The organism is Stenotrophomonas sp. YJH_SMC_135, assembly GCF_059372355.1.
Window position 1 is genome coordinate 268,975 of sequence record NZ_JCAFVN010000002.1, and the last position, 17,368, is coordinate 286,342.

16 protein-coding genes are annotated in these 17,368 nt (G+C 68.5%); 6 read left to right on the forward strand and 10 right to left on the reverse strand.

Annotated features, from left to right (window positions below; all coding sequences use genetic code 11):
* Window positions 1-68 precede the first annotated feature (68 nt).
* Complete coding sequence (locus tag AC5P98_RS07785; RefSeq protein ID WP_046432753.1) at window positions 69-1,433, forward strand: MATE family efflux transporter; 1,365 nt, start codon at window positions 69-71, stop codon at window positions 1,431-1,433.
* Window positions 1,434-1,548: 115 nt separating this feature from the next.
* Window positions 1,549-3,471, forward strand: a complete 1,923-nt coding sequence (gene sppA / locus AC5P98_RS07790; RefSeq protein WP_049408655.1) for a signal peptide peptidase SppA — start codon at window positions 1,549-1,551, stop codon at window positions 3,469-3,471.
* A 98-nt stretch (window positions 3,472-3,569) separates the two neighbouring features.
* On the opposite strand, the gene AC5P98_RS07795 is transcribed toward sppA, so the two are convergent.
* Entirely contained in the window at window positions 3,570-3,782 is a 213-nt protein-coding gene (locus AC5P98_RS07795) for a hypothetical protein (RefSeq protein ID WP_049408653.1), read from the reverse strand.
* A 112-nt stretch (window positions 3,783-3,894) separates the two neighbouring features.
* Between AC5P98_RS07795 and AC5P98_RS07800 the strand changes: the two genes are divergently transcribed.
* Window positions 3,895-4,671 carry an SDR family oxidoreductase gene (locus AC5P98_RS07800; RefSeq protein ID WP_014038643.1) on the forward strand — a complete coding sequence of 259 codons (777 nt, stop codon included), beginning with the start codon at window positions 3,895-3,897 and terminating at the stop codon, window positions 4,669-4,671.
* A gap of 94 nt (window positions 4,672-4,765) precedes the next feature.
* Here AC5P98_RS07800 and AC5P98_RS07805 read toward each other — a convergent pair whose 3' ends face one another.
* The 9 genes from AC5P98_RS07805 to AC5P98_RS07845 all read right to left on the reverse strand — a co-directional run bounded on the left by AC5P98_RS07805 (window position 4,766) and on the right by AC5P98_RS07845 (window position 14,339).
* Entirely contained in the window at window positions 4,766-5,479 is a 714-nt protein-coding gene (locus AC5P98_RS07805) for a hypothetical protein (RefSeq protein WP_041864295.1), read from the reverse strand.
* A gap of 34 nt (window positions 5,480-5,513) precedes the next feature.
* The gene (locus AC5P98_RS07810) at window positions 5,514-6,203 is read right to left on the reverse strand and encodes a hypothetical protein (protein WP_049408651.1); all 690 of its coding nucleotides are present in this window, start codon (window positions 6,201-6,203) and stop codon (window positions 5,514-5,516) included.
* Between the two features lie 43 nt (window positions 6,204-6,246).
* Window positions 6,247-6,837, reverse strand: coding sequence for an L-threonylcarbamoyladenylate synthase type 1 TsaC (gene tsaC, locus AC5P98_RS07815; protein ID WP_080053022.1), 591 nt, complete (start codon window positions 6,835-6,837; stop codon window positions 6,247-6,249).
* 128 nt (window positions 6,838-6,965) lie between these two features.
* Window positions 6,966-9,458 (reverse strand): DNA topoisomerase I, encoded by a 2,493-nt coding sequence (locus AC5P98_RS07820; protein ID WP_049408649.1) that lies wholly within the window; start codon window positions 9,456-9,458, stop codon window positions 6,966-6,968.
* Between the two features lie 193 nt (window positions 9,459-9,651).
* On the reverse strand, window positions 9,652-10,581 hold the full coding sequence (locus AC5P98_RS07825; protein ID WP_049408647.1) for an RDD family protein: 930 nt from the start codon (window positions 10,579-10,581) through the stop codon (window positions 9,652-9,654).
* Window positions 10,582-10,630: 49 nt separating this feature from the next.
* Window positions 10,631-11,395, reverse strand: a complete 765-nt coding sequence (locus tag AC5P98_RS07830; RefSeq protein WP_014648567.1) for a pilin — start codon at window positions 11,393-11,395, stop codon at window positions 10,631-10,633.
* Between the two features lie 39 nt (window positions 11,396-11,434).
* Window positions 11,435-11,908: a DUF494 family protein gene (locus tag AC5P98_RS07835; RefSeq protein ID WP_005419622.1), complete on the reverse strand. Its 474-nt coding sequence runs from the start codon at window positions 11,906-11,908 to the stop codon at window positions 11,435-11,437.
* Window positions 11,909-11,951: 43 nt separating this feature from the next.
* On the reverse strand, window positions 11,952-13,079 hold the full coding sequence (dprA, locus tag AC5P98_RS07840; protein ID WP_049408643.1) for a DNA-processing protein DprA: 1,128 nt from the start codon (window positions 13,077-13,079) through the stop codon (window positions 11,952-11,954).
* A 129-nt stretch (window positions 13,080-13,208) separates the two neighbouring features.
* On the reverse strand, window positions 13,209-14,339 hold the full coding sequence (locus AC5P98_RS07845) for a LysM peptidoglycan-binding domain-containing protein (RefSeq protein ID WP_032958270.1): 1,131 nt from the start codon (window positions 14,337-14,339) through the stop codon (window positions 13,209-13,211).
* Between the two features lie 126 nt (window positions 14,340-14,465).
* On the opposite strand from AC5P98_RS07845, the gene def reads away from it, so the two are divergent.
* From def to rsmB, 3 genes are all read left to right on the forward strand, one after another.
* Window positions 14,466-14,978 carry a peptide deformylase gene (gene def / locus AC5P98_RS07850; RefSeq protein ID WP_014648564.1) on the forward strand — a complete coding sequence of 171 codons (513 nt, stop codon included), beginning with the start codon at window positions 14,466-14,468 and terminating at the stop codon, window positions 14,976-14,978.
* Between the two features lie 120 nt (window positions 14,979-15,098).
* A complete protein-coding gene (gene fmt, locus AC5P98_RS07855) occupies window positions 15,099-16,022 on the forward strand; it encodes a methionyl-tRNA formyltransferase (protein WP_014648563.1) in 924 nt (307 codons plus the stop codon).
* 3 nt (window positions 16,023-16,025) lie between these two features.
* Window positions 16,026-17,357 (forward strand): 16S rRNA (cytosine(967)-C(5))-methyltransferase RsmB, encoded by a 1,332-nt coding sequence (rsmB, locus tag AC5P98_RS07860; protein WP_049408641.1) that lies wholly within the window; start codon window positions 16,026-16,028, stop codon window positions 17,355-17,357.
* The last annotated feature ends 11 nt before the right edge of the window (window positions 17,358-17,368 follow it).

The window sequence follows — 17,368 nt, forward strand, 5'->3', positions numbered from 1 at the left end:
TAAGATGGGCGCCCGCAACCCGGTGCCTGTGCCCTTCGCGCGCAACCGCAGTTCGCGTCAAGCACCTTATGTCTACTGCAACCTCCACGCCGCGCTTCAGCAAGGAAGTCGGCGCCACCGGTCTGCTCGCCCTGCCGCTTGTGCTGGGCCATGTGTCCACCGGTCTGATCTCCTTCGTCGACAACGTGATTGCCGGCCACCACGCCACGGCCACACTGGCCGCCGTCACCATCGGTACGGCGCTGCTGTGGCTGCCGATGCTGATTCCGATCGGCACCCTGATCTCGCTCACCGCCTCGGTGTCGCAGCTGCATGGCGCCGGCCGCGAGCGCGAGATCGGCCCGCTGTTCCGCCAGGCACTGTGGCTGGCCTTGGGGCTGGGCCTGATCATGTTCACCTTCCTCACCGTGGTGCCGCCGCTGCTGCCGTCGTTCGGCATCGCGCCGGACATCGTGCCGGGGGCGACCGCGTTCCTGCATGCGGTGCGCTGGGGCGGACCTGCGCTGACCCTGTACTTCTGCATGCGCTATCTCAGTGAAGGCATGCACTGGACGCTGCCGACCATGCTGCTCGGCTTCGGTGGCCTGCTGGTGCTGGCACCGATGGGCTATGTGCTGGCCAACGGCAAGCTCGGCTTCCCGGAAATGGGCGCCGAAGGCCTGGGCATCGCCTCGGCGGTGATGATGTGGCTGCAGGCGATCGCCTTCGCCACCTACCTGTGGTTCACCAGGCGCTTCGCCCATCTGCAGCTGTTCTCGCATTTCGAAGGGCCGCGCTGGAAGGCGATCTGGGACTTGCTGCGCACCGGCCTGCCGATCGGCATCACCGTGCTGATGGAGGGCGGCCTGTTCATCGTCACCGCGCTGCTGATCGGCCGCCTTGGTGCCAACGAAGCCGCTGCGCACCAGATCGCGATCAACGTCGCGCAGCTGTGCTTCATGATCCCGATGGGCGTGGCCGAGGCCACCACCGTGCGCGTCGGCCATGCGGTCGGCCGTGGTGACGGCTTCGGCGTGCGGCGTGCGGCCTGGGCCGGTTACGCGATCATCATGGGCACGCAGACGTTGTCGGCGGCGGTGCTGCTGTTCGGCCACGATGCCATCGTCGGTGTGTACACCAACGACCTGGCAGTGGCCGGCCTGGCCTCGACCCTGCTGCTGTACGCGGCCACCTTCCAGTTCCCGGACGGCATCCAGGTGCTGTCGGCCGGCGCGCTGCGCGGCCTGAAGGACACCCGCGTGCCGATGTTCATCGCCATGTTCGCGTACTGGGGCCTGGGCATGCCGCTCGGCGCCGGGCTCGGCCTGGGGCTGGGCATGGGCCCGCAGGGCATGTGGATCGGCCTGATCGTCGGCTTGACCGCCGCTGCCATCCTGATGGGCTGGCGCCTGCGCCGCAGCAGCCAGCGCATCGGGCAATCCGCGCTGTCCTGATCTTCCCGCCCGCCACGTTCACCCGTGACGGGCGATCCCCTGACTTGTGTCCGATGCTGCATCACGCGGCACCGGCTATGCTGGTACCACGGCAAGAAGCCATCCGGAGCGTTCCATGAATCAACCCGTGCCCCCGCTGCCCCCGGCGCGTCGCAACCCCGTCGCCAGTTTCTTCATCGGGCTGTGGGACGTCATGAACTTCACCCGCCGGTTGATCCTCAACCTGGTGTTCTTCGGCCTGCTGTTCCTGCTGCTGGTGATGTTCGTCATCGCCGCCGGCATGGGCGCCGGTGCCAGCAAGTCGCTGCAGGACCGCACGACGCTGGTGATCGCGCCGGAAGGCCGCCTGGTCGAGCAGTTCAGCGCCGACCCGGTCAGCCGCGCGCTGGCCAAGGCGGTGGGTGACAACGGCGCCGAGGAGATCCAGCTGCGCGATCTGCTGCGGGTGATCGAGTCGGCCAAGGAAGACAAGAAGATCGAACGCGTGGTGCTGGAGCTGGACAAGCTGCAGCCGTCCGGTTTCGCCTCGCTGCGTGAGGTGGCCGCCGCGCTGCAGGACCTGCGCGCCTCCGGCAAGCAGCTGGTGGCCTACAGCGAGAGCATGGGCCAGTCGCAGTACCTGCTGGCCGCGCAGGCCGACGAGGTCTACCTGGACCCGATGGGTTCGGTCGTGCTCGAAGGCCTCGGCCGCTACCGCCAGTACTTCCGCACCGGCCTGCAGGACAAGCTGGGCGTGGACGTGCACCTGTTCAAGGTGGGCGAGTACAAGTCCGCGGCCGAGCCGTACGTGCTCGACGCGGCGTCGCCGGCCTCCAAGGAAGCCGACCTGTTCTGGATGAACGACGTGTGGCAGCGCTACCTGGGCGACATCGCCAAGGCCCGCCGCCTGGATCCGGCACAGCTGGCCGCCGGCATCGACACCCTGCCGGAAGGCATCGCTGCCGCCGGTGGTGACCTGGCCAAGTTCGCCCTGCAGCAGAAGCTGGTGACCGCGCTGAAGACCCGCGAGGAATTCGAGGATCTGATGATCGAGCGCGGTGTGGCCGACGAGGATGCCGACGGTGGTTTCCGCAACGTTGACTTCGGCCGCTACCTGGCCCTGCTCGACGCGCGCCGCAACCCGGTGGACTCGCGTCCGCAGGTGGCCGTGGTGGTGGCCGCCGGCGAAATCAGTGGCGGTGACCTGCCGGCCGGCCGCATCGGTGGCGAGTCGACCTCGGCGCTGCTGCGTGCCGCGCGCGACGACGACAACGTGAAGTCGGTGGTGCTGCGGGTGGATTCGCCGGGCGGTGAAGTGTTCGCCTCCGAGCAGATCCGTCGTGAAGTGGTAGCCCTGCAGGCCGCTGGCAAGCCGGTCGTGGTGTCGATGGGGGATCTGGCCGCTTCCGGTGGCTACTGGATCAGCATGAACGCCGATCGCATCTATGCTGATCCGTCGACCATCACCGGTTCGATCGGCATCTTCGGCATGGTGCCGAACTTCAGCCGCGCGCTGGACAAGATCGGCGTGCACACCGACGGTGTCGGCACCACCCGCTTCGCCGGCGCCTTCGATGTCACCCGCCCGATGGACCCGGCCGTCGGCCAGGTCATCCAGACGGTGATCAACAAGGGCTACGCGGACTTCACCGGCCGTGTCGCCGACGCCCGCAAGAAGCCGGTCGAGGCCGTGGACGAGGTCGCCCGTGGCCGCGTGTGGAGCGGTGCACAGGCCAAGGAACGCGGCCTGGTCGACGCCTTCGGTGGCCTGAAGGACGCGGTGGCCGATGCGGCCAGCCGCGCCAAGCTGGGCAAGGCCGATGCCTATCGCGTGCGCTACATCGAGAAGGCAGCCACGCCGTTCGCACAGTTCGTCAGCGGTTTCGCCGGCAGCAGCGCCGGTGCCTGGATGCTGTCCGATTCGGGGATGGCGCGGATGATGCTGGCACGCACGATGCCGGAAGTGGACACTCAGTTGCGCTTCGTCGAGAACGCGGCCCGCGAGAAGGGCAATGGCGCTCCGGTGAAGGCGCTGGCGTACTGCTTCTGCGGATTCTGATCGGCAACGGTACCGAATGAAAACGCCCGGCTCTGGCCGGGCGTTTTCGTTCATGGGGTCGGATTCCTTGGCAGCACAAAGGTCTCTGACCCCACAGGTCATTGCCTCGCGTCTGCTTCGGCCTTGCGCTCACGCGCAGCGGCATCATCGACGGTTTTCTGCACGTCCTTGGCGCGGTCCAGCGGGTCGTTGATCGCACGCGACATCGCTCGTGGCACCGGTGGCTTCTCCGGGTTCGGCGTGGGCGGCCGCTGGCAGGCCGCCAGCAGCAGGCTGGCCAGCAGCGACGTGGACAGGATCAGGATGCGCATGGCGGCTCTCCGCGGTGGGCGTATGGGCAAGTGTCGCATCCCCGGCCGAGCGCTGCCGTGAGCGCGTATCCTTGCGGCATCGAAACACAGCGGGCGCGGCCCCGGAGGACTCATGACCCAGCAACGGTGGCGCCTGGACGGCCAGACGGCCCTGATCACGGGTGCCAGCGCCGGTATCGGCCTGGCCATTGCGCACGAACTGGCTGGCCTCGGCGCCGACCTGATGATCGTCGGCCGCGACATCGACATGCTGGAAACGGCGCGCGACGAACTGCTGGATGTCTATCCGCAGCACCAGGTGCACGCACTGGCGGCCGATGTCTCCGATGACGAGGACCGTCGGCAAATCCTGGACTGGGTGGAAGATCACAGCGATGGCCTGCACATCCTGGTCAACAATGCCGGTGGCAACGTCACCAAGGCGGCCACGGAATATTCCGAGGACGAATGGCGCAAGATCTTCGAGACCAACCTGTTCTCGGCCTTCGAGCTGTCGCGCTACGCGCATCCGCTGCTGGCCCGGCACGCGTCGTCGTCGATCGTCAATGTCGGCAGCGTGTCCGGGCTGACCCATGTGCGCAGTGGCGTGGTCTATGGCATGACCAAGGCGGCGATGCACCAGATGACCCGCAACCTGGCCGTCGAGTGGGCCGAGGATGGCATCCGGGTCAACGCGGTGGCGCCCTGGTACATCCGCACGCGGCGCACGTCCGGTCCGTTGTCGGACCCGGACTACTACGAGGAAGTGATCAACCGCACGCCGATGCGCCGCATCGGCGAGCCGGAGGAAGTGGCCGCAGCCGTCGGCTTCCTGTGCCTGCCGGCGGCCAGCTATGTCACCGGCGAATGCATCGCGGTGGATGGCGGCTTCCTGCGCTACGGGTTCTGATCTTCCAAAAGGTAGTGCCGGCCGCTGGCCGGCAACTGGAATCATTTGAAGATCCTGCGATTGCCGGCCAGCGGCCGGCACTACCGGGTGGCTGTCACCCCGGTACCGGGCAGTTGCTGGCCTCCAGCACGCCCTGCAGCCGTTCGCGTTCCCCACGGGCGTTGTCGCGGTTTTCCGGCGAGGCGAACCGCTCACGGCCACGTGCGTCGCGGAAGCGTTGCTGCCAGCTGCTGCAGCGCTGCGCGTCCGGCAGTTCCTCGCAGCGGTCGCGCACCACTTCGCAGCCGGCGGCATTGACCGGCGTGGCGCCGCCCAGTCCCTGCACGGTCATCAGTTCGCAGCGCCCGGGGGCGGCTTCGTATTCGTGAAGGTAGCCACCGCCCTGGCTGTCGGTGCACTGGAAGATCGGTGGCAGCGGCGGCTTCGGCGGCGCATTGCTGTCCGGCGCGGCATCGGCCTGGCGCGGCAGCGATGCACTGTCGAGTATCAGATCGCCGCCTTCGCGTTCGACCATGCCAGCTTCCATGATCGTGCGTCCTTCGCCGGGGCGACGAGGCGCGGGTGCGGGAACGGACGGCGCAGTGGCCGCGGCCGGTCCGGGCGCGGCCGGCACGGGTGCCGCTGAGGCCGGCGCCGGCGGAGCACTGGCCGGCACCCTCACCACCTGCTGCTTGCTGCCGGCAGGGCAGGGCGTGCGTTGCAGGGTGGGCACATCGCTGCTGCTGGAGGTACAACGGTAGATCACCCCGTCGTCGGCCAACGCGTTGCCGGCGAACAGGCCCAGGGCCAGCCAGATCAGGTTCTTCATGCGCACAGCGTACATGCCCCGGCAGGCATCGCGCTCAGCGTTCGCAGTCCCGCGACAGGCGCGCGTCGATGCCACGCTGTTCATTGCTGATGGCGGTGCGCTCACTCTGCAGCGCGCTGTTGTAACGGCGGTCCAGTTCCCAGCGGCGGTCACGCAGGCGCGCACAGACGTCCTGCGGCGGCAGCGCATGGCAGCTGTCACGGACCAGCACGCTGCCGGCCGGCACCTGCACGCCGACGCCCACCGCAGGCGGCCGGTAGCCTGCGCCTTCACCGATCGGCGCACCGACCGGCGTGCCGAAGCCCGGGCGTGGACCGGGATGGACCGCGCCGTGGTGCCCGTGCGGGAGCCACACGCTGGTCCACAACGGGACCCAGCGTGGATTGCCCTCGTTGCTGTCGCTGGTGTAGCGGCGACCGTCGTCGCTCACGCACTCGTACAACGGTTGTGGCGGCTGGATGTAGACGTGGCGGACTTCGCGATCGCGCATCACCGGAACCTCGCTGGGCACCGCGGGAGGGGCGTCACTGCGCACCACCCGGGGTGCCGGATCGCGCGGGCGCTGCAGGTCACGCACCTCCTGCCGGCCGCTGCTGCAGGGCCTGTCCTGCAGGGCCACGGCGCCATTGCTGGCGACGCAGCGGTAGACGCGCACGTCCTCGGCGGCCGGTGCGGTCCATGGCAGCAGCAGGCACAGGCCCAGGGCGGTGCGCAGCAGGTTCATGGCGGCAGGGTGCGTGATTGTGCGTGGCAGTGCAATCGTCCGCTCAGGAGCGCAGCACGTTGCCGCTGAGCGCGTCGCGGATCGGGGTGGGCTGGGCCAGGCCGCCGGTTTCGCCATCGAGGATGCCATCGAGCAGGCGCAGCAGGCGTGGATCCAGCTCGGCCCGGCTGCGTGCCGGTGGTTCACCGGCCAGGTTGGCGCTGGTGGAGACGAGGGGCCCGCCCCAGGCGCGGCACAGTGCGGCGACCAGCGGGTGCGCGCTGATGCGCACGGCGATGCCGCTGTGCTCGCCGGTAATCCAGGGCTGGGCGCGCGGACCGGCCGGCAGGATCCAGGTGTTGGCACCCGGCCAGCTGGCCAGCACCGCGCGCTGGCGGGCATCGGGCAACGCCTGCAGGCGCACCCAGCCCTCCAGCTGCGACAATTCGGCGGCGACCAGGATCATGCCCTTCTCGATCGGGCGCTGCTTCAGCCGCAGCACCATGTGCACCGCCGCCTCATGCGAGGGATCACAGCCCAGGCCCCAGACCGCTTCGGTCGGATAGGCGATCACGCCGCCGGCGCGGAGCGTGGCGACAGCAGAGTCCAGGGTGAGTTCTTTCATGGCGGCGACCGGCCCGACGTGGGCCCCCATTATCCCCCTGCGGCGTGCAGAAGGGGTGGACCCTGGCCCGGTAGTGCCGGCCGCTGGCCGGCATCGGGTGCTTCTGGATGTTGCCGGCCAGCGGCCGGCACTACCCCTTATCCACGCATGGCGTGAATCTACTTCGCGGCTTTCTTGACGGCCTTCTTCGCCGGTGCCTTCTTTGCAGCGGCCTTCTTTACCACGGCCTTCTTCGCCGCCTTCTTGGCAGGCGCTTTCTTGGCTGCGGCCTTCTTCGGCGCCGCTTCCTTCTTCACCGCCGCCTTCTTGGCCGGTGCCTTCTTCGCGGCAGCCTTCTTGGCGCCGAAGCCCTTGCGCACGGGCTTGCCGGTTTCTTCCATCAGCTGCTGCACTTCGGCCAGGGTCAGCGATGCCGGCTCGCGATCCTTGGGGATCTTGCCGTTCATCCTGCCGTCGCTGATGTACGGGCCGAAGCGGCCGTTCAGCACCTGGATGTCGCTGCCCTCGAACTCCTTGATGATCCGGTTGCGCGCGATCTCTTCCTTCTCTTCGATCAGGAACACGGCGCGGGCCAGGTCGATGGTGTACGGGTCGTCTTCCTTCTTCAGCGAGGCATAGGTGCTGCCGCGCTTGGCGAACGGGCCGAAGCGGCCGATGCCGACGCTGACCGGCTCGCCGTTGTCCTCGCCCAGCGCGCGTGGCATCAGGAACAGTTCCAGCGCGTCTTCCAAGGATATGGTGTGCATCGACTGGCCGGGGCGCAGCGAGGCGAATTTCGGCTTCTCCTCGGCGTCCTCGGCGGTGCTGCCGATGGCGGCGTAAGGCCCGAAGCGGCCGAGGCGCACGCTGACCGGCTTGCCGGTCTTCGGGTCGGTGCCGAGCTCGCGCGCGCCACTGGCCTCGGCGCGGTCCACCGATTCCTTCTTGTCTTCCACCAGCTCCTTGAACGGCTCCCAGAAGCGGGCCATCAGCGGGATCCACTCTTCTTCGCCACGCGAGACGGCGTCGAGCTCGTCTTCGAGCTTGGCGGTGAAGTCGTAGTCCACGTACTGGGTGAAGTGGCTGGACAGGAACTTGGACACCGCGCGGCCGACGTCGGACGGGCGGAAGCTGCGGCCTTCCATTTCCACGTACTTGCGGAACAGCAGGGTCTGGATGATCGAGGCGTAGGTCGACGGACGGCCGATGCCGTACTCTTCCAGCGCCTTCACCAGCGCCGCTTCGGTGTAGCGCGGCGGCGGCTGGGTGAAATGCTGCTCGGCCTGGATGCGTTCCAGCGGCACGCGGTCGCCCGGCTTCATCGCCGGCAGCTTGCGGCCTTCGTCCTCGTCTTCGGCGCTCTTGTTGTCCTTGCCTTCCTCGTACACGGCCAGGAAGCCGGGCACCACCACGGTGGTACCGCTGGCACGGAACACGTGCTCGCTGCCAGCCGACAGGTCGACGCTGACCGTGTTGAGCGTGGCCGGGATCATCTGGCAGGCGACGGCGCGCTTCCAGATCAGTTCGTACAGGCGGCGCTCGTCGTCGGTCAGGAAGCGCGCCACCTGGGCCGGGGTGCGCAGGGCCGAGGTCGGGCGCACCGCCTCGTGCGCTTCCTGGGCGTTCTTGGACTTGGTCTGGTAGGTGTTCGGCTGGTCGGGCAGCGAGGCGATGCCGTAATCACGGGCGATCACGTCGCGGATCTCGGCCAGCGCGTCCTGCGACAGGTTCACCGAGTCGGTACGCATGTACGAGATCAAGCCGACGGTGCCTTCGTCACCGATCGCCACGCCTTCGTACAGCTTCTGCGCCACCTGCATGGTCTTGCGGGTGGTGAAACCGAGCTTGCGCGAGGCTTCCTGCTGCAGGGTGGAGGTGGTGAACGGCGGCGCCGGGCGGCGCTTGCGCTCCTTGCTGGCCACGTCGGTGACATGCAGCGAGCCCTGCGCGGCCTGCTGGATGCGCAGGCGGGCGGCTTCGGCGGTGTCGCCGTCGGTGATGGTGAACTGCTCGAATTTCTGCCCGTCCAGCTTGACCAGCTTGGCGTTGAAGTGCTGCGACGGGTGTGCGCACTCGGCGGCGATCGACCAGTACTCGCGGGCGATGAAGGCTTCGATCTCTTCCTCGCGCTCGACGATCATGCGCAGCGCCGGGCTCTGCACGCGGCCGGCGGACAGGCCGCGCTGGACCTTGCGCCACAGCACCGGCGACAGGTTGAAGCCGACCAGGTAGTCCAGCGCGCGGCGCGCCTGCTGGGCATCGACCAGGTCGCTGGCGATCGCGCGCGGCTGGCTGATCGCTTCCTTGATGGCGCGCGGGGTGATCTCGGTGAACACCACGCGCTGCATCGGCTTGTCCTTGACCAGCCCGCGTTCCTTCAGGATCTCGGCGATATGCCAGCTGATCGCTTCACCTTCGCGATCCGGGTCGGTCGCCAGAAGGATGTCGTCGGCGCCCTTGGCGGCCTTGGCGATCGCGTCGACATGTTTTTCGTTCTTGTCGATCACGTCGTAGTGCATGGCGAACCCGTTGTCCGGGTCGACCGCGCCTTCCTTCGGAATCAGGTCACGCACATGCCCATACGAGGCCAGGACGGTGTAGTCCTTGCCGAGGTATTTGTTGATCGTCTTGGCCTTGGCCGGCGATTCGACGATGAGCAGGTGCTTGGGCATGGCAGCAGTGTCTGTGGGGCGAGCCGCAGGGGAGGGGCCGCTAGGGTGGAGCAAACGGCCGCATTAGTGAAGCGGCCACGGACAAATCAATACGCTGAACGCCCGGTAGTGTGCCGGGCGTTCAGGTTTCACCTTATTAGAGGAATCACGCCCGGCCAGCCCCTGTCAAGCAGCCAGACGTGAGGATGGCCGTTCATGAGGCCATCTTGGCGATGAAGCCGACCGCGGCCACCAGCACCACCAGGCCCGCCAGCACCAGCAGGCCGGTGAGCACCAGGATCACGATGGTGACCGTGCCCAGCTCATGGCGCTGCAGGTGCGGCTGGTCGGTGTAGGCCCAGCGGTCGACCACCAGGGTGTCGCAGATCATGTCGTGCAGGCCCTGCTTGCGCTCGGTGAAGGCGGCCATCAGGAAGCCGATGCCGAGGGTGAAGCTGCTCAGCAGCATGGCCCAGTAGCGGCCGAAGGCGCGGCCCTTGGTCAGGCGATCGCCGTTGCTGCGCACGACCTTGATGCCGACCGCCATCTTGCCCAGCGTGGCGCCACCCTGCGAGGAATGGAACCAGGTGTAGTAGGCAACGCCGATGGCCATGTTGATCAGCGCGCTGGCCACCTGCGCGACGATTTCGATGGAGGTCTCGCCGCTGCCCACCGCGCCCATGCTGGCGCCAAGCACCACGCCGATGATGGCGCCGATGATGCCGCCCGGAATGGCCAGCACGAAGTAGTCGATCATGTACGCCGCTACGCGCTTCCAGAAGCCTGCGTAGACCACCTCGCCGCCGATCACCGGCTGCGGGCCACCGGCACCGGAAGCGGCCGGGGCGCTGTAGGGCGAGCTGCTGAGCGCACCCGTGCCAGGCAGCGGTGCAGTGCCGTTGTCGATGGCGGCGTAGTCGCCGCGCAGGTCGAAGCCGCCGCTGGCGGTGGCCGTGCTGGCATCGGCCAGTGTCTGCAGGCCGAGCTCATCGACCACCTGGCGCAGTGCAGCCCACTGGGCCATGCCTTCGCGCCAGACCAGGGTGTCCAGGTTCAGTTCGCCCCGCTGGAAGCGCTGGCGGATTTCCTGGACCGGCAGCGGGCCCTGGCGTTGCTGTCCTTCGGCGTAGTACCACTCGGTCATTGCATGTTCCCTGTTGGATCGTCCTTGGAGGTGCTGCCGTGCACGTGGCTCAGCCGCGGCACGACGGCGGCAGGTACTTGTCGTCGCTTTCACCGCTGCATTCCCAGCGGCCGCTGTCGCGATCATATTCCAGCCACAGCAGGTCGCCATCGAGGCTCTTGCCGGGCACGGCCAGCGTTGCTTCGATGCCGCAGTGGCCGTTGTTGAAGCGGCCGATGTTCACCGCCGACAGGCCGGCCTGGGTGAAATCACCCGGCGCCGGGAAACCGGCATCGTTGGCACCGGGGCAGCGGCCTTCGTCGTCGGCGAAGTGCTGCACCTGCTGTTTCAGCGGCTGCAGGGCATTGACCGCGGTGGCAACCTTGGCACGCACGGTGTAGTCGTTGTAGGCAGGCAGGGCGATCGCCGCGAGGATGGCCATGACCGGCACCAGCACCAGCAGCAGGCCGCCGCCGATGATCGCGGTCAGGGCGCAGCCGGAGAGCTTCTTTTTCGGCGGCGGCAGCACCCCGGCCGGGGTCTGCGTGGCATAGGGCGTGGACGGCGGCAGCACCGGTGGTTGCGGCGGCGGCGGCGCGACCGGTTCCGGTTCGGGCTCCGGCTCGGGTTCCACGGCCGGCGCGGCGACGTCCAGCGCCGGCACGATCAGGCCCAGCTCATCGACCACGCTGCGCAACGGCTGCCATTGCGGCAGGCCGTCGCGCCAGACCAGGGTGTCCAGGGAGATCTGGTTGTTGCGGAACAACTCGACCAACTGTTCCGCCGGCAGCGGGCCTTGCTGCCGGTTGCCTTCTGCGTGGAACCACTCGCTCACGGGGACGCTCCTGAATACGCTATGCCCCCAAGTGTACGGTCAGTGCAGGGGTTCTGGCTCGTCCATGAACATCTGCGTCTCCATCCAGGCGTAGGCCGCTTCGGAGCCGGGCTGGTTGAACAGCACCATCAGCACGACCCACTTCAGGTCGTCCAGGTCCAGTTCGTCCTGGTCCAGGGCCATCGCCCGGTCCAGCACCAGCTCGCGCTGGTCGGCGTCGAGGATGCCGTGCTGTTCCAGGTACAGCAGGAAGCCGCGGCATTCCACGTCCAGCTTGTCCAGCTCGGGGCCGTGGTAGATGCGCACGGGGCCATCGACCCGCGCCTGGGCCACGCTCGGCCGCTGCGCGGCCAGGGCATCGAGCCAGTCGAACGCCTTGTTGATCTCGGTGGGGCTGAAACCGGCCTGGATCAGGCCGTTCTGGAGCGAATCGCGGTCACGGATCAGGTCCGCATCTTCGCTGAAATAGTGTTCAAACAGGTACAGCAGTACATCCAGGATGCTCTCTTTCATTGCCCCTCGGCCTGCGTCGCGCGACGCTGTGGAGGTGAAGAAACTAGGGAGTTCGACAGTAGCGGCCGTGTACGCACACCACGATTCCCGCCAGTTCCATGGCCAGCAGCATGGAGGACACCTGTGACGCCGTCAATCCACAACGCGTGATCAGTGAATCCATACCGCTTGGGTTGTGGTCCAGCGCCCGCCACAAGCACTGGTAGTCAGGGTCGCCGGCCCAGCGCGCCGGCAGGAGCGCCGGCGGTGCCTGTTCAGTGGGGGTGGCCAACCGCGATTGCAAGCCCGGCAGCTGCTGGCGAAGGGCGGGGGCGAGCAGTTCCAGGACCTCCTCGGGGCGCTCGACCAGCGCCGCGCCCTCGCGGATCAGGCGATGGCAGCCGGCCGCGCGCGGGTTGAGAACCGACCCGGGCAGGGCACAGACCTCGCGGCCCGCCTCGGCGGCCAGGTGCGCGGTGATCAGCGCGCCCGAGCGCTGTGCGGCCTCGACCACCACGGTGGCCAGCGCCAGTCCGGCCACCAGCCGGTTGCGCGCAGGGAAGTGGCTGGGGCGGGCAGCCGTGCCCGGCAGGTACTCGCTGAGCACCACGCCTTCGGCGGCGATCCGCGCCTGCAGCCGGGCGTGGCTGTCCGGATAGGCCCGGTCAGGGCCGGTGCCGATCACTGCCATGGTGCAGCCGCCGGCCTCCAGCGCAGCCTGGTGCGCGGCCGCATCGATGCCTGCGGCCAGGCCGCTGGTCACCGCCAGGCCGGCCTCGACGAAGCAGCCGGCAAAACGCGCGGCCAGTGCACGCCCGCCCGGGGTGGGCGAGCGGCTGCCGACCAGCGCCACCGAAGGGCGCCAGGCCAGGCAGGGATCACCGGCCACGAACAGCGCCAGCGGCGGGTTGGGTACATCCAGCAGTGATGGCGGAAAGGCCGGATCGGTACACGACAGCAGGTGATGGTTGTCCTGTTCCAGCCAGCGCCGGGCGGCTGTCCAGGCCCGGGTATCAACGCGTTCCAGGGCGGCGCACTGCTCCGGCGTGCAACCGTGCGCACGCCAGGTCGCAGTGCCTTGCGCGATGGCGGTTTCCGCATCGCCCGCGGCCTGCAGCAGGGCCCGTCGGGGCGCCAGTGCGCCTCCCGCCATCAACAGGCGCAGCAGCGCCTCGTATGCATGTGTGGTCATCCCCCACTATCGGCCGCACACAACAAAGGCGCCCTAGGGCGCCTTCGCATGTGGCTGTCAGGTTTTGCCGGAGGTGCCTGCCGGCCCGCGGCCGGCACTCCAGTGGTGGCCGGGGCAGTCCGGCAACCGTTACTTCGCGTCCGGGTGCAGCGCGTTGTAACCCACCTGCACCGGCTTCACGCCCTGCATCACCAGCGCGTAGCTGACGTTGTCGAAGGTGCGGAACACCATCGCATGCGCGGCATATTCATCCGGCAGCGAGACCCGGCCTGCGCCGGTGCTGAGCGAGTCGTCCATGCGCGAGGAGGTCGGGTACTTCATGCGGTGCGCTACATGCCGGCCCGGGCGCCACAGCGAGAACACGGTGCCGTTGTCCACGCCCTGGGCACGGCCGGCCGAAATCGCGATCACGTCGCGTGGGCCACCGGCGGTGAACATGTCGGTGACCGCCAGCACGCGCACGTCCACGCCCTCGACACCCGCAGCGGGTACGTGGGGCACGAACTGCAGGTCGTACGGCCGGGCTTCGACCGGCACCAGGCGGTCGCCGGCGCGCACTTCGCGGCCGCCGACGTTCTTGTCCAGCACCAGCGTGGAGGCCTCGACCTTGCCGCCGGCGATCTGGGTGATGGTGCCGGTGGCGACCTGGGCCAGTTCGTAGCCGAGCACGCCACGACGTGCGTTGGGTGCGTTGTAGGCCTTCCACAGGTTGCCGCTGCCCGGGGTGACGTCGCCGTTGGCGGTCAGGTCCTCGGTCGGCTTGGGCTGGGCGTAACGCACGGTCGGGCGTACCACGGCCCAGCGCTGGCCCACCTGGGCATCCGCCAGGCGCACGTAGACGGTGTCGCCACCGGACACGCGCAGGCGGCTGTCCTCCAGGCCGACGACGTAGGGCAGCTGCTTGACGCTGTCGACAACGCTCAGCTGCTTCAGGAACGGCTCGACCTGGGCCAGCGGAATGGCGTCGATCGGGGCCTCCTGGCGCGGACCGGCCTGGGACACGGTCACCCGGTCCAGGTAGGCCAGGCTCAGCACGTCACCTGGATAGATCAGGTGCGGGTTGGCGATCTGCGGATTGGCTTGCCAGATCTCCGGCCACAGCCAAGGCTTCTGCAGGAAACGTGCGGCGATATCCCACAACGTATCCCCTTTTCGGACCACATAGGTGTCCGGGTGCCCGCCATTCACTTCCACGGCGGTAGCATAGGCAGCCACGGTCAGCATCGCCGCGGCGACGACCGTACGAAAACGAAGCAACATAGGTGTGAAGCCCTGATTCCCCAACAGGTCCACGCACTATAGTCCAGAAACCGGGGCGCAAGGCAAGCGTTGGAGCTAGAATCTGCGACGTATGCCGGCGTGCCGGCCCCCTACCCGGAAACAGCCATGGCCCTTCTCCCCATTCTCGAGTTCCCCGATCCGCGCCTGCGTACCAAGGCTGCGTTGATCGACGCCGCCGAAGTCACCACGCCGGCCTTCCAGGAACTGATCGACAACATGTTCCTGACCATGTACGACGCCCCGGGCATCGGCCTGGCCGCCACCCAGGTGGACGTGCACAAGCGCTTCATGGTCATCGATGTCAGCGAAGAGAAGAATGAACCGCATGTGTTCATCAACCCGGAAATCGTCGCCAAGGACGGGGGCCGGGTGTACCAGGAGGGCTGCCTGTCGGTCCCGGGCATCTTCGCCGACGTGACCCGCGCTGACACCATCACCGTGAAGTACCTGGACCGCAACGGCCAGGAGCAGCAGCTGGAGGCCGGTGAAGTGCTGGCCACCTGCATCCAGCACGAGATGGACCACCTGGACGGCAAGCTGTTCATCGACTATCTGTCGCCGCTCAAGCGCGAGATGGTCCGCAAGAAGCTGGCCAAGCAGCGCAAGCACGTGGCGTGATCGCCAATCCGGGCCGCCCTCCGGGCGGCCCGTGCCTGCGCGACGCGCGCGGGCTGTACGGCGCCGGCCGACGGCGCCGTTTTCTTTCCTGCACGAATCCATCCTGCAAGTGGGGTAGCCATGAGGATTGTCTTTGCCGGTACGCCGGAATTCGCGGTGTCGTCGCTGCGCGCCGCGGCGCGCCACCACGAGGTCGTGGCCGTCTATACCCAGCCTGATCGCCCGGCCGGGCGCGGCCGTGGCCTGGCACCGTCGCCGGTCAAGCTCGAAGCCGTGGCCCGTGGCATTCCGGTCTACCAGCCCGAATCGCTGAAGGATGAAGCTGCCCAGCGGCAGCTGCGCGACCTGCAGCCGGACCTGATGGTGGTGGTCGCCTACGGCCTGATCCTGCCCAGGGCGGTACTGGCGATCCCGACCCACGGCTGCTGGAACGTGCATGCCTCGCTGCTGCCACGCTGGCGCGGTGCCGCGCCGATCCAGCGCGCGATCCAGGCCGGTGACGCAAAGACCGGCGTGTGCCTGATGCAGATGGAAGCCGGCCTGGATACCGGCCCGGTGCTGCTGCACCAGGAGCTGCCGATCGCGGCCACCGATACCGGCGGCCAGTTGCATGACAAGCTGGCCGAACTGGGCGCACAGGTGCTGTCCGACGGCCTGGGCCTGCTGCGTGCCGGCATCAAGCCGATCGCGCGGCCGCAGCCCGAGCAGGGCGTGACCTACGCGCACAAGCTGGACAAGGCCGAAGCCCGCCTGGACTGGGCGCAGGACGCCGATGCCCTGGCGCGCACCGTGCGCGCCTTCAATCCGTGGCCGATCGCCGAGGCCACGCTGGCCGGCGAGCGCGTGCGCATCCACGGCGCGGTCGCTCTTGACCTGGCCCACGGCCAGGCGCCGGGGGCGGTGCTGGCGGCCAGCCGCGATGGTATCGACATCGCCTGCGGCCAGGGCGCGCTGCGCCTGCGCACGCTGCAGCGCGAAGGCGGCAAGGCGATCACCGCCGCCGACTACCTCAATGCCCGCCGCGACCTGCACGTGGGGGCATAGGCGGTGTCGAAGCAGAATGATTTCTCCGTCGCCAAGGCGGCGCCGGGCGCGGCCACCCGCATGCTGGCCGCACGCGTACTGGCGCAGGTGTTCACCCGTGGCCGCTCGCTGAAGGCGGAACTGGCCTGGGCACTGCCCAAGCTGGCCGACAGTCGTGATCGGGCCTTGCTGGAAGCGCTGTGCTTTGCAGTCCTGCGCCGCCGCAGTACCTACGACGCTGCCTTGCAGTCGTGGATGCAGAAGCCGCTGTCGGCGCGTGATGCCGATCTGCGCACGCTGCTGATGGTGGGCTTCGCGCAGCTGGACGTGCTGGAACTGCCGGCGCATGCGGCCCTGTCGGCCACGGTCGACGCCGCCCGCGCGCTGGGCCGTGAGCGCCAGGCCGGGCTGGTCAACGCGATCCTGCGCCGCGCGCAGCGCGAGGGGTTCCCGGAGCAGCCTGCGCGTGACGCCTTTCCGGCGTGGCTGGCCGATGCCGTCGAGCGCGACTGGCCGTCCCAGGCCCAGGCGATCTTTGCTGCCAGCCTGCAGCCGGCGCCGCTGTGGCTGCGTGCCAACCGCCAGCAGGGGGGCCGTGACAAGGCGCTGGCCACGCTGGCCGAGGCCGGCATTGCTGCCGAAGCCAGCCCGCTCAGCGCCGACGCGCTGCGCCTGGTGGCGCCCATCGCGGTGAACCAGTTGCCGGGGTTCGCCGACGGTGCGCTGTCGGTGCAGGACCTGTCGGCGCAATGTGCGGCGGACGCGCTGGCACCGGCGTCCGGCGCCCGCGTTCTGGACGCCTGCGCGGCACCGGGTGGCAAGTCGGCGCACCTGCTGGAGCGTGACCCGAGCCTGCGCCTGCTGGCGCTGGATATCGATGCGCGTCGCCTGGCGCGTGCCCGCGATACCTACACCCGCACCGGTGTAGGTGAGGGCGCGCAGACCCGGGTGGCCGATGCCAGCGACCCCGGTGCGTGGTGGGATGGCACACCGTTCGACGCCATCCTGCTGGATGCGCCGTGTTCGGCCACCGGCGTGATCCGCCGCCAGCCGGACGTGATGTTCCACCGCCGCGCCGAGGATATCGATGCGCTGGTCGGCGTGCAGGCCCGCCTGCTGGAGGCCTGCTGGTCGATGCTGCGCCCGGGCGGCGTGCTGCTGTACGCCACCTGTTCGATCCTGCGCGCCGAGAACATCGATCAGGTGCGGGCCTTCCTGAAGTGGCATCCGGACGCGGTGGCACAGCCGCTGGATGACAGATTCGGCCTGGACTGCGAGGGGATCGCGCGCCAGCGACTGCCGGGTGACAACGATGCTGACGGTTTCTTTTACGCGCGTCTGCTAAAAACTGCCTGACCCCCCGCTGA